The sequence below is a fragment of the Herbiconiux sp. 320_LB genome (genome assembly GCF_059691755.1).
The window spans coordinates 123,479-137,570 of the sequence record NZ_JCAWAD010000005.1; the positions used below are offsets into that span (position 1 = coordinate 123,479).

Sequence of the window (14,092 nt, forward strand, 5' to 3'; positions counted from 1 at the left end):
ACCAGTTTGGTTTTCTCAGGTATAACCGCGTGGCTGCCTCTTCTCCTCCCCCATCGCTCCGCCTGACGGACGGACTGCTCGCCACGATCGAGGACGACCGGTTCCGCCCCGGCTCCCGGGTTCTGATCGTCGACGGCACCCCGCAGTCGCACGTCGATCTCGAGGATCCGACCTACCTCTCCTTCGAGTACGTGCGGCGGATCGGGCACGGCATCGACCTGCTCGCACCGGCCGGCACGGCCATCACCGCCGTGCACCTGGGCGGCGGAGCCTTCACGCTCCCCCGCTACGTCGAGGCGACCCGGGCGGGATCCCGGCAGCAGGTCGTCGAGATCGACAGCGACCTCGTGGGCTTCGTGCGAGCCGAACTGCCGCTCCCGCGCGGGGCGAGCATCCGGGTGCGGCACGGGGATGCGCGGGCGGTGCTCGAGAAGTTCCCGGCCGGCCTCCGCGGAACGGTCGACCTCGTCGTCGTCGACGTCTTCGCCGGCGCGCGGACCCCGGCCCACGTCACGAGTGCGGAGTTCTACGAGGCGGTGCGCGGCATCCTTCGACCGGGCGGCCTGGTCGCCGTGAACATCGCCGACGGCGCGGGGCTTGCCTTCGCCCGCGGCCAGGCAGCGACCCTCTCGCACGTGTTCCCGGCTGTGTCGCTCGCCGTCGACCCGCAGATGCTCAAGGCGCGGCGGTTCGGCAACGTCGTGGCGTTCGCGTCGCCGTCGCCCTTCCCGGCCGCGTTCGACGGACTGCCCCGGCTCCTCGCCGGCGACCCGGTGGCCGCGAAGGTCGTCACCGGCCGCGAGCTGCAGAACTTCATCGCCGGCGCGCCGGTCGCGACCGACCAGACCTCGACGAAGTCCCCGGCACCGGCTCGGAGCATTTTCCAGGTCGACCGGCGCAGACTGGGGGAATGAGGCGGCACGCGGTGAGGTCGGGGCTGGGCGCGGGGGCGCTCGGCGTGGTGGGGGTGCTGCTGGCGGGGTGCGCGGCCTCGGATCCGTCGGAGGCGGGAGCGTCTTCCTCTGCGGCTCCGTCTCCTGCACCCTCTGCGTCTTCTCCTGCTTCTCCCTCTTCTCCTGTTTCTCCCTCGTCTTCCGGTGCGCCATCGGCCTCCGCGCCCTCGCCGATCGTGGAGGATCTCGGGCCGCTCGTCCCGTCCGGTGACCCGGTCCCGCTCGTCGGCGACCTCCCGGCGCCGTGGTCGATCGCCTCGCTGACCGACGGGACTCTGTTCGTCAGCGAGCGCGACGAGGCGGCGATCGTCGAGGTCGTCGGGTCGTCCACCGCTCTGGTCACGACCGTGGGCGGTGCGGCACCGGCCGGCGAGGGCGGGCTGCTCGGGATCGCGACGCGGGAGGATGCATCCGGTGACTGGCTCTACGCGTACTACACCGGCGCATCCGACAACCGGGTGGTGAGGATGCCGCTGTCGGGCGGGCCCGGAGCGCACACGGTCGGCGACCAGCAGGTGGTGATCGCCGGGCTTCCGAAGGCCTCGAACCACAACGGCGGGCGCATCGCGTTCGGACCGGACGGGATGCTCTACATCACCGCCGGCGACGCGAGCCGGGGGGCGAACGCGCAGACGCTGGACTCGCTGGGCGGCAAGATCCTGCGGGTGACTCCGGAGGGCGGGATCCCCGCCGACAATCCGTTCGCCTCGGCCGGCTCGCCGGTGTGGTCGCTCGGGCACCGGAATCCGCAGGGGATCGCCTGGGCGGCCGACGGCACGATGTGGGCCGCGGAGTTCGGGCAGGACACCTGGGACGAGATGAACCGGATCGTGCCGGGCGGCAACTACGGCTGGCCCGAGGTCGAGGGGATCGCGGGCGCGCCCGGGTACCTTGACCCGGTACAGCAGTGGCCGACCGACGACGCGTCGCCCTCGGGGATCGCGGTCGTCGGCGACACGATCTTCATGGCCGGCCTCGGCGGGGAGCGGCTGTGGACCGTGGGCTTCGACGGCGCGGCGGCGGAGTGGTACGGGGGCGGGCAGCTGGGGCGCATCCGGGACGTGGTGCGGGGGCCGGGATCGACGCTGTACCTGATCACGAACAACACGGACGGACGCGGGGATCCTCGGGCGGGGGACGATCGGCTGTACTCGGTGCAGTTGGTGTCGGCGGGCTGAGGCGGTTTGGGGTTGAGCGGGTGGTCGGTTCGCGAACTGCCGCGCTCGGCGGGCCCGCTTGTCGGGGCGGATGGGTACCCTTGATCGACGGGACCCGAACGCCCGAGTAGCACCACCAGGAGCACGCACTGAGCATCATCACCGGTTACGACATGACAACCCTGCGGGAGAAGGTCGACCTGCAGGCCGCGGTCGCACGTCTCGACGAGCTCGGCAAGCTCCGCAGCCTCTCGGCGCTGAACGAGAAGGTCGTGCTGCTGCGCCTTCTCGACCGTCTCGACGAGGCCTTCACGATCGCGAACGAGGCGGTTCGCCAGGCACGTTTCTCGGGCGACCGGGAGATGGCGCTGGGGGCGCGCATCCGACGCGCGCAGGTTCAGCAGTACCAGGGCAAGTACCCCGCGGCGTTGCAGGAGCTCGGGCTCTGCGTCGAGGAGGCGCAGACGCACGAGTGGGCGTCGCTGGAGTCGATCGCGACGCTCAGCCGCGGCAAGGTGCACTTCGAGATGGGCGAGTTCGAGCCGGCGCTCGTCGACTTCAAGGCCGCCGTCTTCCTCATGGAGCGCCAGGGTGCGTCGATCGACCAGCTCGAGAGCGCGCTCGTGGCCGTCGCCGTGACCGAATCGTTCCTCGCGGCGTAGCGGTGGCGGGGCGGTTTCGGTGACGGTGGTCGGTGTGGGTGCTGCGGCGAGGGCGTGCTCTCGTGGCTGACCTCGCGCGCGTGACGCGCTGGGCCGACGCCCTCATTCGGATGCACCTGGACCCGGCGGTCTGGAGCTTCGGGTACGACAACGCCAAGACCCGCGCCGGTCAGTGCAACTACACCGCGCACCGGATCACGGTGTCGCGGTACCTCGCCGCTCGGTACGACGACGACGAGATCCATCAGATCCTGCTGCACGAGGTCGCGCACGCGCTCGCGGGTTCGGGCGCCGGTCACGGTCCGCGCTGGGTCGCGATCGCGCGCGAGCTGGGCTACGAGGGCAAGCGCCTGCACGAGGGAGACCGCGCCGACGAGCTCGCGCCCTGGGTGGGCCGCTGCCCGGCCGGCCACGAGTTCTACCGCCACCGTCGCCCGACCGCGCGACTCTCCTGCAGCCTGTGCGCCCGCGGTTTCTCACCCGCGCACCTGATCACCTGGACCCGCCGCGACGTGACGGCCGCCCGCCGCTCGGTCCGCTCCGCCGCCTCGGCCTGACCGGCCTGCCGTCTTGGCACCGGTCAGATGTTGCCGAGGGTGGAGCGGGCGGCGTCGGTGTACCAAAGGGAGCCGTAGGAGGTGACTGCCAGGCGATCGGGGGTGGCACCGGCGAAAGGCGGGTGGGAGTAGGTGACTCGGCCCGCCGCGGTGACCGTTCCGATTCCCATCGTGGGATCGGTGAAGTGCAGCTCGGAGTCGACGCCGGGCACGAGCCGCCTCGGGGCGGTGTAGCCCGCGGGCGAGGGCGGCAGCGCGACGGAGGCCTTCACCGCACCGTCGAGACCGAGTCGGACGAGGGCATCGACGCCACCGACCCACAGGTCGCCCGTGTTCGACAGCGAGAGACCGGTGAACTCGCGGATGCCGCCGGGGACCGAGACGCTCTCGAAGAGACCGGTGCGCGGGTCGTACGCCCCCAGCTCTCCGGTGCGGCTCTTCGGGTACCACAGGCGGCCGTCGGGAGCCGCGACCAGAATGGCGATCTCGGTGCCCGCGGGCTCCGGGATGCGGGTGATGTGCCCGTCAGGGGCGATCGCGCCGATCCCGTAGTTCTGCGGGTCGCCGAACCAGATGTCTCCGCCGGGGCCGGCCACCAGCGAGCTGGCCCAGTCGAACGGGCCGCCGAGCGCGAAGGTGTCGATCGCGCCGCTCGCGGCGTCGAGGCGGCCGATCGCTCCGTTCGCGGTGTCGCTGAACCAGACCGAGCCGTCGGCGCCGAAGGCGATCGAGCCGATCCCCGGTGTACTCGGCCCGAGGTCGTAGGCACGCGCCGTCGCGGGTGCGCCACTCGGTACCCGGACGAGCTGGTTGCTCAGCGAGTCGGCGTACCAGACGTTGTCCGACGAGTCCATCGCGATGGTCTGCGGGCTGCCGCCGGGCGTCGCCGGGTCGTACTCGTGCCAGCTGGCGAAGCCGCCGGGACGGGGCTCGAGGGCTCCGGCGGGTGCTGCACCGAGCATCCCGCCGCCCACGATCGCCGCGCCCACGATCGCAGCCAGTGCGGCGGCGAACGTGACGATCTGACGAAGACGGCGTGACACGGAGAACTCCTCGGAACGGACGATGGAAAGGCGGCGCGTAAGGGGGGAAACGCGCCGCCCGAGATCACCGTAGGCGAGGACTTCTCAGGGGTGTGACGAGTAATTCGTACTCAGTCGGTAACCTGCACTTCTTTCCAGAATGCGACGTAGTCGGTGAAGTCCTTGCCGACGCGGTCGAAGGCCGTGGGGTAGGGGTGCGGGTAGCTCCAGGCGCGATCCTTCAGCACCGTGTCGCCGTCCTTCACGCTGAAGTACTGGCACTCGCCCTTCCAGGGGCAGGTGTAGGGCGTGGGGCTCTTCTCGAGGAACTCCGACTTGACGCTCGACGGGGGGAAGTACCAGTTGCCCTCGATGGCGATCAGGTCCTCCTTCGGAGCCTCGGCGATGACCGTGCCGTCCAGTGTTGCCTTCATGTACTGACCTCCAGTGTCGATCTCACGAGATTTCGATCTCACGCTACGCCTTCTGCACAGGCGGCGCTGGCTGCGCATCCGTCCACAGAGCTTGGCCCCAGGCGGCGCTCAGGCGAGACTGTGGAGATGCGCGTGCTGCTGAAGCTCATCCTCGACTGCGACCCGGATGCCGCGTGGCGCGCCATCCGGAGCCCCGCGGTGTTCCGCGAGGTCTCCTCCCCGCTCGTCCACGTCGAGTCGCTCGAGGCCGACGGGTTCCCGACGGTCTGGGAGCCGGGTCAGCACCCGGTCGAGATGCGCGGGGGCGGGGTGATCCCGATGGGCAAACAGATCATCCGGCTGAACTTCGAGACCGCCCGGCGGGGGTCGGTGCGCATCGTGCACGACTCGGGGCAGGGCGTGACGGGCGCCGTCAGCGCCATCCGTCTCTGGGACCACAAAATGGCGATCGCACCCGACCCCGCGGGCACGGGCAAGACGCTGTACCGCGATCAGCTCGTGGTCCGAGCGGGGCTCCTGACCCCGATGGCCTGGTACAGCCTCTGGGCGTTCTGGCAGCTGCGCGGGCTGAAGCTGAAGAAGTTGGCCCCCACCTGGGCCTACGACCCCGCGATCGAAGCGGTCGAGGAGGCCGACGACCAGCACGACCCCCTGAAGGAGAACCGATGAACGCGCCCGCCACCACCGCCCTCGAGACCGCCGACTGGCGCCGCCGCGTCTTCAGCATCTACGAGGAGGTGCGCCGCCTGCGGGGCGAGGATCCGGTCGAGGCGCACGAGTTCTGGCGTCAGATGCGCGACGACCTCTTCGCCCAGCATCCCGCCTCCCCCCTCCTTCCGGAGGACGCGGCCGGATTCACCGGGCTGCCGATCGCGCCCTACGACCCCGCCTGGAGCTTCGAGGTCGAGATCGAGCCGGTCGCGGACGACGACCCGCGGCCCCGGAGCTTCGACTTCGAAACCGGGACGGACGGTGTCGTGCCGTTCGCCCTGCTCGGCATCGCGCGCCTCGAGGGCGTCGGCACGCTCGACGTGTGGCGGCTGGCGGGATACGGCGGTGGCCTGTTCGTTCCGGTGAAGGATGCGTTGGCCGGCCGCCCGGGCGGAACCTATGGCGGCGGGCGCTACCTCGTCGACACGATCAAGGGTGCGAGCCTAGACGAGACGGTCATCCTCGGCGTGCAGACCAGCTCGACCCTCGTTCTCGACTTCAATTTCGCCTACAACCCGAGCTGCGCCTACGACCCGGCCTGGGCCTGCCCGCTGGCCCAACCGGGCAACCGCGTACCTGTGGAGATCCCGGTCGGCGAGAGCTATCAGGCAGACGTGCACTAGACTAGAGGAACTCGAGGGTTCGATTACGAGCCCCGTGCGTCGAAAGAACGCTCCCTCTTCTCTGGCGAAGGCACTGGCTGCCTCACCATTTGCAGATACTTCTTGCGGCGAACGGATGCACCGTCGGTGCGTTCGCCTCCATATCCGAGTGGGATCGCGTCAGACGCTTCACTCGGACGGTGCCCGAAAGGCAGACACCTTTGTCCAACACCCCCTCATCCTTCAGCGCGCTCGGCGTGCCCGCTCCCCTGGTCGCCTCGCTCACCGCGAGCGGCATCACGGAGCCGTTCCCCATCCAGGTCGACACCCTCCCCGACACCCTGAACGGCCGCGACGTGCTCGGCCGCGGCAAGACCGGCTCCGGCAAGACCCTGGCCTTCTCCATCCCGATGGTCGCCCGCCTGGCCGGCGCGCTCTCCGGCGGCAAGCGTCGCCCGGGTCGCCCGGTCGGCCTCGTCCTGGCCCCCACCCGTGAGCTCGCGACGCAGATCGACGCGGTCCTGGCACCGATGGCCAAGGCCTACAACATGACCACCACGACCATATTCGGCGGTGTCTCACAGGGCCGTCAGGTGACCGCGCTCAAGGCCGGCGTCGACATCGTCGTCGCCTGCCCCGGCCGCCTCGAAGACCTGATGAAGCAGGGCTTCGTCTCGCTCGACGCGGTCGAGATCACCGTGCTCGACGAGGCCGACCACATGGCCGACCTCGGCTTCCTGCCGGTCGTCACGCGCATCCTGGACAAGACGCCGCAGTCGGGTCAGCGCCTGCTGTTCTCGGCGACGCTGGACAACGGCGTCGACAAGCTGGTCCGCCGCTTCCTCCACAACGAGGTGCTGCACTCGGTCGACGAGGCGAACTCGCCCGTCGCCGCGATGACGCACCACGTGTTCGAGACCGAGTCGGTCGAGTCCAAGCGCGTCCTCGTCGAGAAGCTGGCCTCGGGCACCGGGCGCCGCATCCTGTTCATGCGCACCAAGCACCACGCCAAGAAGCTCGCGAAGCAGCTGACGGATGCGGGGATCCCGGCCGTCGACCTGCACGGCAACCTCTCGCAGGTGGCCCGCGACCGCAACCTCGCCGCGTTCAGCGCCGGTGACGTCAAGGTGCTCGTCGCCACGGATGTCGCGGCCCGCGGCGTGCACGTCGACGACATCGAGCTCGTCATCCACGTCGACCCGCCGGCGGAGCACAAGGCGTACCTGCACCGCTCGGGCCGTACCGCCCGCGCCGGTTCGGCCGGAGACGTGGTCACGATCATGCTCCCCGCCCAGCGCAAGGACGTGAAGGACCTGCTCCGCAAGGCCGCCATCACCGTGACCCCCGAGGTCGTGAACGCCGACTCCGCGTCGGTGAACGCCCTCGTCGGCGAGGTGGCCGCGTACGTGAAGCCGGCTCCGCGCACGGTCAACCAGCTTCCGGCCTCCGGCCAGCGCCGCACCGGCAACGACGGCGTGGGCCGCAACGGCGGGCAGTCGCAGGGTGCGAACGCGCAGCGCAAGCGTGCGCGTCGCGGTGGCCAGGGCGAGCCCGTCGGTGCCGGCGGATCGTCCGCCGGTCGCGGCGGCTCCTCGAACGGGCGCGGATCGCGCGGCAACGGCGGCGGCGCTCCCGTCGGCGGCAGCCGCTCGTTCTACAGCACCTCCTCCGACCGCCCCGCGGGCGGCGAGGGCGGCAACCGCCGCGGCGGCCAGGGCTCCGGCTCGGGCGCCTCGGGGTCGGGTCAGGGCGGCGCGCGTCGCTCGGCGGCCTCGTTCTCGGCCGGCTCCGACGGCGGGCGTCGCCGCTCGCGCTAGTCGCCCGGTGCGCGCCTGACGCGCATCCGCAGTTCATCGAACGGCCCGTCTCCTCGCGAGGCGGGCCGTTCGGCGTACCGCGCCCGCGCCTGCGCCCTCGGGGGCGTCGAGAAGTCGCTTGTACGTCCAAACGAGTGGTTTTGGACGTAAAGATGACTTCTCGGCGGGGTGGGGATGGAGGGGGCGCACTCAGGGGGTGGGGCGGGGCGGCTTCTGGGGGTAGACGGTCTCGTGGCGGGCGAGCATGTCGACGAACTGCGCCACGAGCCGGGTCTTCGTCTCGGGCCGCTTCGCGTTGTGGATGCGGAAGAGGATCGCGTACCGGTTCTGACTGCTCAGCGTGGTGAAGAACTCCGCCGCCTCGGGCGAGGCCTCGAGGGCCGCGGCCAGCTCGGGGGTGACCTCGATGGTGCGCTGGGAGGCGTAGGCCGCATCCCACCGCCCGTCGGCCTTCGCCAGCTCGATCTCGCGGTGACCGCCCTCGCGCATCCGGCCCGCGTCGATCAGCGCGGCGACCTTGACGCGGTTGACCTGCGACCACAGGCTCTTCGGCCGTCGCGCCGTGAAGGTCTGGAGGAAGAAGTCGTCGTCGAGCGAGCGGCGGATGGCGTCGATCCAGCCGTGGCAGAGCGCCACGTCGAGCGCCTCGGCGTGCGAGACGGTGCGGTGGGCGCTGCCCTTCTTCGCGATGCGCAGCTGCACCCCGGTGAGGCCGTCGGATGCGGCCGCGTTCTCGATCAGCCACGCCTCCCAGGCGACCGCGTCGTCGAACTGGAGCTGGGGATAGTGCTCGGCCATCCGGGGAGTCCAGGCCTAGTGGAGCCGGCCCACGGAGGCGAGGGCGGAGCGGAGGAGGCCGCCGCGACCGCCCTCCATCTCCTCGGCGATGGAGTCGGCGGCCGCTTCCTGAGGCGTCATCCAGGTGAGCTCGAGCGCATCCTGACGCGGTTCGCAGGTGCCGGTCACCGGCACGACGTAGGCCAGCGAGACTGCGTGCTGACGCTCGTCGTAATACGGCGAGACCCCGGGCAGCGGGAAGTACTCGGCCACCTGGAACGGGATGGGGCTGGCCGGCAGCTGCGGGAAGGCCATCGGCCCGAGATCCTTCTCGAGGTGGCGGAACAGGGCGTCGCGGAGCGTCTCGCCGTACATCACCCGGCCCGAGACCAGGGTGCGCGTGATGGTGCCGCTGGACCCCACGCGGAGCAGCACACCGACCTCGACGACCTGCCCCAGACCGTCGACCCGCACCGGGACCGCCTCGACGTAGAGCAGCGGGAGTCGACGCCGCACGTCGGCGAGCTCGGAATCGCTCAACCAGCCGGAGTTGGGGTCAGGGGTGCGCACGCTCATAGTCCATTCTTACTCGACCTCTCCCGGGAGTTCGCGCAGGCGCGGTGCCGTTGTCGGAGGCTTGGGTGAGGATTGTTCCCATGAGCGACGTGCTCCAGAGCTTCTCCCCCGCAACCCGCGAATGGTTCCTGGGTGCCTTCTCCGCGCCCACCGCGGCACAGGAGGGCGCCTGGGGGGCGGTGTCGACCGGCGCGCACGCCCTCGTCGTGGCGCCGACGGGCTCGGGCAAGACGCTCGCCGCGTTCCTCTGGGCGCTCGACCGGCTGGCCACGACCGTCACCGACGGCGAACCCCGCAAGACCTCGGTGCTCTACGTCTCGCCGCTGAAGGCGCTGGCCGTCGACGTCGAGCGCAACCTGCGGTCGCCACTGGTCGGCATCACCCAGACCGCGAAGCGCCTGGGCGAGTCGCCGCCCGTGATCACGGTCGGCGTGCGATCGGGCGACACCCCCGCGAACGAGCGCCGGTCGCTCGCGAAGACGCCGCCCGACATCCTGATCACGACCCCCGAGTCGCTGTTCCTGATGCTGACCTCGTCCGCGCGGGAGTCGCTCTCCGAGGTCACGACGGTGATCGTCGACGAGGTGCACGCCGTCGCGGCCACGAAGCGCGGCGCCCACCTCGCGGTCAGCCTCGACCGCCTCGACACCCTCCTCGCCGAGCCCGCGCAGCGGATCGGGCTCTCGGCGACCGTGCGCCCGCGCGAGGAGGTCGCGCGCTTCCTGGCGGGCGGGCGACCGGTCAGCATCGTGGCGCCGCCCTCGACCAAGAAGTTCGACCTGCGGGTCGTCGTGCCGGTCGAGGACATGACTCAGATCCCGCCGACCGAGTCGCACTCGCTCGAGGGCTCGGCGGCGGGGGCGGATGCTCCGGAGCAGGGGTCGATCTGGCCGCACGTCGAAGACCACATCGTCGACCAGATCCTCGGCCACCGCTCCTCCATCGTGTTCGCCAACTCGAGGCGGCTGGCCGAGCGGCTGACCGCGCGGCTCAACGAGATCTTCGCCGAACGGATGGCGACGGCGGGTGAGGGCGGAGACGACGGTGGGGGCGAGGTCGTGGCGGCCGCATCCACTCGCCCGCTCGCACAGTCGATGGGGCAGGCCGGCCAGACCGACGGGGCCGAGCCGCTGCTCGCCCGTGCGCACCACGGCTCGGTGAGCAAGGAGCAGCGGGCCATCATCGAGGACGACTTGAAGACCGGGCGCCTCCGCTGCGTGGTGGCGACCTCGAGCCTCGAGCTGGGCATCGACATGGGTGCGGTCGACCTGGTCGTGCAGGTCGAGGCGCCGCCGTCGGTCGCCAGCGGGTTGCAGCGGGTCGGTCGAGCCGGGCACCAGGTCGGCGAGGTCTCGAAGGGGCTGCTCTACCCCAAGCACCGGGCCGATCTGCTGCACTCGGCGGTCGTGTCGATGCGGATGACCGAGGGCCTGATCGAGACCCTGTCGATCCCCGCCAACCCCCTCGACATCCTCGCGCAGCAGACGGTGGCGGCCTGCGCCCTCGAACCCATCGACGTCGAGGAGTGGTTCGACGTGGTGCGGCGGAGCGCCTCGTTCACCGCGCTGCCGCGATCGGCCTACGACGCCACGCTCGATCTGCTCTCGGGCCTCTACCCGTCCGACGAGTTCGCCGAGCTGCGCCCGCGCCTGGTCTGGGACCGGGACGCCGGCACCCTGACCGGGCGACCGGGCGCCCAGCGGCTCGCGGTCACGAGCGGTGGCACGATCCCCGACCGCGGTCTCTTCGGCGTCTTCATGGTGGGCGGTGAGCCGAAGGATGCGGATCCCGCGACGGGTGCGGGCCGTTCCGGGCCGGGGCGGCGGGTCGGCGAGCTCGACGAGGAGATGGTCTACGAGTCGCGGGTCGGCGACGTCTTCGCGCTCGGGGCGACCAGCTGGCGCATCCACGAGATCACCCACGACCAGGTGTTGGTCACGCCGGCGTTCGGTCAGCCGGGGCGACTGCCGTTCTGGCGCGGTGAAGGGCTCGGGCGTCCGGCCGAACTCGGAGCGGCGATCGGCGCGTTCACCCGCGAGGTCGCGGCCGCCTCGCCGTCAGATGCTCTCGAGCGCGCGTCCACGGCAGGCCTGGACGAGTGGGCTGCCGCGAACCTGGTGGCCTTCGTCGCCGAGCAGAGGGAGTCGACCGGGCAGGTGCCGAGCGATTCGACCTTCGTCGTCGAGCGGTTCCGCGACGAGCTGGGCGACTGGCGCGTCATCCTGCACTCCCCCTACGGCATGCCGGTGCACTCCCCCTGGGCCCTGGCGATCAACGCACGGGTGCGCGAACGGTTCGGCGTCGATGCCAACGCGGTGGCGAGCGACGACGGCATCGTGCTGCGGCTCCCCGACACCGAGAGCGAGCCGCCCTCGGCCGACCTGTTCCTCTTCGACCCGGTCGAGCTCGAGCAGATCGTGACCGAGGAGGTCGGCGGTTCGGCGCTCTTCGCCTCGCGATTCCGTGAGAACGCGGCCCGCGCGCTCCTGCTGCCCCGGCAGAATCCCGGCAAGCGCTCCCCGCTCTGGCAGCAGCGCCAGCGCTCGGCCCAGCTGCTCGAGGTCGCCCGCAAGTACCCGTCGTTCCCGATCATCCTCGAGACGGTCCGCGAGTGCCTGCAAGACGTCTACGACCTGCCGGCGCTGCTGGCGATCGCCCGCGACCTGGAGGCCCGGCGCATCCGTGTCGTCGAGGTCGAGTCGCCGCAGGCCTCCCCCTTCGCCCGGTCGCTGCTCTTCGGCTACGTCGCGTCGTTCGTCTACGAGGGCGACAGCCCGCTGGCCGAGCGACGGGCGGCGGCACTGGCGCTCGACCCGACCCTGCTGTCGGAGCTCCTCGGCCGGGCCGAGCTCCGCGAACTGCTCGACCCGGGCGTCATCATCGACACCCAGCGCGAGCTGCAGCGCCTCGCGCCCGACCGCAAGGCGCGCAATCTCGAGGGCGTGGCCGATCTGCTGCGGATGCTCGGGCCGCTCACGACCGACGAGGTGCGGGAGCGGTCGCTTGAGTTCGATGTCGACGCGGCGCTGGCCGAGCTCGTCACCGCGCGGCGCGCGCTCCGCGTGAGCTTCGCGGGACGGGAGTGGTGGGCGGCGATCGAAGACGCCGGGCGGTTGCGGGACGCGTTGGGTGTGCCGATCCCCTTCGGCGTGCCCGACGCCTTCATCGCACCGGTCGAGCATCCGGTCATCGATCTGGTCAGCCGCTACGGCCGCACGCACGGCCCGTTCCTCGCCAGCGAGGTCGCCGAGCGCTTCGGCCTCGGCATCGCGGTGGTGACGGATGCGCTGCGGCGCCTCGCGTCGGATCGGAGGGTCGTGGAGGGCGAGTTCCGCCCGAGCGGCCTGGCGGTCGACACGGCGCTGCTCGGTCAGGCGAGCGGCACCGAGTGGTGCGACGCCGAGGTGCTGCGGCGCCTGCGGAGCCGGTCGCTCGCCGCACTCCGGCACGAGGTCGAGCCCGTGCAGACTCCGACGCTCGCCCGCTTCCTGCCGTCGTGGCAGCACGTGGGCGGCTCGCTCCGTGGCGTCGACGGGGTGCTGACGGTGATCGAGCAGCTCGCCGGTGTGCCCGTTCCGGCTTCGGCCTGGGAGAACCTCGTGTTCCCGGCCCGGGTGCGCGACTACAGCCCCGCGATGCTCGATGAGCTGACGGCGTCGGGCGAAGTGGTCTGGTCGGGGCGCGGGAGCCTGCCGGGCAGTGACGGGTGGGTGGCCTTCCACACGCTCGACACGCTCCCGGTCTCCGCCGTGCCGGCCGAACCGTTCGACGACACCGAGCTGCACCGAGCCGTGCTGGCGGCACTGTCGCGGGGCGGGGCGTACTTCTTCCGGGCGCTGGCCGACGAGGTCACGGCGTCGTTGGCCGTGGGGGCCGGGAGCGAGGTCGCGGGGGCGGCTGCTGGCGCCCCAGGGAGGGCGGCTGCTCTCGTCTCCGGGCCGCCGGACGACGCGGCGATCGTCGACGCCCTGTGGGATCTGGTGTGGGCGGGGCTCGTCACGAACGACACCGTGGCGCCGCTGCGCATCCTGACCGGCTCGGGCAAGGCGGCGCACGCCACCAAGCGGGCCGCACCGCGATCCCGGATGTACCGCGGCCGGGCCTTCGCGCGCCAGTCGATGCAGACCCGGGTCGGTCCGCCGACGGCCGGTGGCCGCTGGTCACTGCTCCCCGACCCGGTCGACGACCCCACGCTGCGGGCGCACGCCATCGCCGAGATGCTGCTCGACCGCTACGGGGTGGTGACCCGCGGCTCGGTGGTGAACGAGCGGATCCCGGGCAGCTTCGCCCTGATCTACCGCGTGCTCAGCCAGTTCGAAGAGACCGGGCGCTGCCGCCGCGGGTACTTCGTCGAGACGTTGGGGGCCGCGCAGTTCGCGACCGGGGGCACGGTCGACCGGCTGCGGGGGTTCGCTCCGGATGCGGTGGGTCGCGACAGCGGGCGCGACCGACCACCCGAGGCGCTCACCCTCGCGGCCACCGACCCAGCCAACCCCTACGGTGCTGCACTGCCCTGGCCGTCTGTGGAGGGCCACAAACCCGGCCGCAAGGCGGGCGCGCTGGTGTGCATCGTCGACGGCGAACTCGCACTCTACCTCGAGCGGGGCGGCAAGTCGGCGCTGGCGTTCACGGACGACGAGGCGGTGCTCGCGCCCGCCGCGCGCTCGGTGGCCGCCGCCGTCACCGCGGGCCACGTCGACAAGATCGCCGTCGAGAAGGTGAACGGCGACTTCGTGCTCGGCACCACGGTCGGCACGGCTCTCGAGGCCGCCGGCTTCACGGGGACGCCGAGGGGGTTGAGGCTTCGTGCGTAGGGCGGGGTCG

The 14,092-nt window shown here is 71.5% G+C and carries 12 protein-coding genes; 8 read left to right on the forward strand and 4 right to left on the reverse strand.

Annotated features, from left to right (window positions below):
- Nucleotides 1-29: 29 nt before the first annotated feature.
- The 4 genes from AC59HU_RS14020 to AC59HU_RS14035 all read left to right on the forward strand — a co-directional run bounded on the left by AC59HU_RS14020 (nucleotide 30) and on the right by AC59HU_RS14035 (nucleotide 3,329).
- Nucleotides 30-914: a spermidine synthase gene (locus AC59HU_RS14020; RefSeq protein ID WP_497224036.1), complete on the forward strand. Its 885-nt coding sequence runs from the start codon at nucleotides 30-32 to the stop codon at nucleotides 912-914.
- Complete coding sequence (locus AC59HU_RS14025) at nucleotides 911-2,131, forward strand: PQQ-dependent sugar dehydrogenase (protein ID WP_497224037.1); 1,221 nt, start codon at nucleotides 911-913, stop codon at nucleotides 2,129-2,131. Before AC59HU_RS14020 ends, AC59HU_RS14025 begins: the two co-directional genes overlap by 4 nt.
- 152 nt (nucleotides 2,132-2,283) lie before the next feature.
- On the forward strand, nucleotides 2,284-2,772 hold the full coding sequence (locus AC59HU_RS14030; RefSeq protein ID WP_497224038.1) for a hypothetical protein: 489 nt from the start codon (nucleotides 2,284-2,286) through the stop codon (nucleotides 2,770-2,772).
- Between the two features lie 62 nt (nucleotides 2,773-2,834).
- Nucleotides 2,835-3,329 (forward strand): SprT-like domain-containing protein, encoded by a 495-nt coding sequence (locus AC59HU_RS14035; protein ID WP_497224039.1) that lies wholly within the window; start codon nucleotides 2,835-2,837, stop codon nucleotides 3,327-3,329.
- Between the two features lie 23 nt (nucleotides 3,330-3,352).
- On the opposite strand, the gene AC59HU_RS14040 is transcribed toward AC59HU_RS14035, so the two are convergent.
- Both AC59HU_RS14040 and AC59HU_RS14045 read right to left on the reverse strand, forming a co-directional pair.
- On the reverse strand, nucleotides 3,353-4,372 hold the full coding sequence (locus AC59HU_RS14040) for a Vgb family protein (RefSeq protein WP_497224040.1): 1,020 nt from the start codon (nucleotides 4,370-4,372) through the stop codon (nucleotides 3,353-3,355).
- 110 nt (nucleotides 4,373-4,482) lie between these two features.
- Nucleotides 4,483-4,785 carry a DUF427 domain-containing protein gene (locus AC59HU_RS14045; RefSeq protein ID WP_497224041.1) on the reverse strand — a complete coding sequence of 101 codons (303 nt, stop codon included), beginning with the start codon at nucleotides 4,783-4,785 and terminating at the stop codon, nucleotides 4,483-4,485.
- 126 nt (nucleotides 4,786-4,911) lie between these two features.
- Between AC59HU_RS14045 and AC59HU_RS14050 the strand changes: the two genes are divergently transcribed.
- The 3 genes from AC59HU_RS14050 (at nucleotide 4,912) to AC59HU_RS14060 (ending at nucleotide 7,915) form a co-directional block, all read left to right on the forward strand.
- Nucleotides 4,912-5,454, forward strand: a complete 543-nt coding sequence (locus tag AC59HU_RS14050) for a hypothetical protein (protein WP_497224042.1) — start codon at nucleotides 4,912-4,914, stop codon at nucleotides 5,452-5,454.
- Nucleotides 5,451-6,119, forward strand: coding sequence for a DUF1684 domain-containing protein (locus AC59HU_RS14055; protein ID WP_497224043.1), 669 nt, complete (start codon nucleotides 5,451-5,453; stop codon nucleotides 6,117-6,119). The genes AC59HU_RS14050 and AC59HU_RS14055 overlap by 4 nt, the downstream gene beginning before the upstream one ends.
- A gap of 179 nt (nucleotides 6,120-6,298) precedes the next feature.
- On the forward strand, nucleotides 6,299-7,915 hold the full coding sequence (locus AC59HU_RS14060; RefSeq protein WP_497224044.1) for a DEAD/DEAH box helicase: 1,617 nt from the start codon (nucleotides 6,299-6,301) through the stop codon (nucleotides 7,913-7,915).
- Between the two features lie 189 nt (nucleotides 7,916-8,104).
- Here AC59HU_RS14060 and AC59HU_RS14065 read toward each other — a convergent pair whose 3' ends face one another.
- The gene (locus tag AC59HU_RS14065) at nucleotides 8,105-8,713 is read right to left on the reverse strand and encodes a YdeI/OmpD-associated family protein (protein ID WP_497224045.1); all 609 of its coding nucleotides are present in this window, start codon (nucleotides 8,711-8,713) and stop codon (nucleotides 8,105-8,107) included.
- A 15-nt stretch (nucleotides 8,714-8,728) separates the two neighbouring features.
- Entirely contained in the window at nucleotides 8,729-9,268 is a 540-nt protein-coding gene (locus AC59HU_RS14070) for an NUDIX hydrolase family protein (protein ID WP_066041223.1), read from the reverse strand.
- Between the two features lie 80 nt (nucleotides 9,269-9,348).
- Here AC59HU_RS14070 and AC59HU_RS14075 point away from each other — a divergent pair, with 80 nt between their 5' ends.
- Nucleotides 9,349-14,082: an ATP-dependent helicase gene (locus AC59HU_RS14075; protein WP_497224046.1), complete on the forward strand. Its 4,734-nt coding sequence runs from the start codon at nucleotides 9,349-9,351 to the stop codon at nucleotides 14,080-14,082.
- Nucleotides 14,083-14,092 lie beyond the last annotated feature (10 nt).